Raw genomic sequence first — 469 nt, 5'->3', positions numbered from 1 at the left:
GCGCCATGCGCTGCACCTTCGAGTAGTACTCGAGGTGCGTCGTCATCACCCGCACCGCGCCGAGCGTCGGGCTCTGCACCGTGACCACCGTGCACATGCGCGGCATGCTGCGCACGCCGACATCGGCCGGCCAGGGGAGCGCATGGTGCTGCACCTGCATCACCGGTAGCCGCGTGGCGATCAGGTTGCCGAAGCGCATGCGGCGGCCGGCGGCGTCGAACTCGTCGACCGCGGCGCCGAAGAAGAGGCGGTAGCCGGGCAGCAGTGCCTGCAGCTCGGCCGGCTGGTCGCCCGGGCCGCCCGGCATGTCGGCGTAGCCCTGCGCGATCTCCTGCAGACACAGCACGTCGAAGTCCGCCATCGCGCGTGCACCGTCGACGATGCGCTGCACGCTCACCGTGCCGTCGAGGCCGCGGCACCATTGGGTGTTCCAGGTGACGAGCTTCACTTGATCCCTGCGCGCATGAAG

Annotated in this window: 1 protein-coding gene; it reads right to left on the bottom strand. The window is 70.1% G+C overall.

Going from position 1 to position 469, the window contains the following annotated elements; translation table 11 throughout:
- A partial coding sequence (locus D7Y13_RS42440; protein ID WP_500683200.1) for an endonuclease/exonuclease/phosphatase family protein occupies positions 1–448 on the bottom strand: 448 nt, incomplete at its 3' end.
- Positions 449–469 lie beyond the last annotated feature (21 nt).

Origin of the sequence: Corallococcus praedator, assembly GCF_003612125.1 — a bacterium.
Lineage (GTDB): Bacteria > Myxococcota > Myxococcia > Myxococcales > Myxococcaceae > Corallococcus > Corallococcus praedator.
The sequence above is the reverse complement of the archived record's forward strand: the minus strand, read 5'-3'. Positions and strand labels throughout refer to the sequence as shown.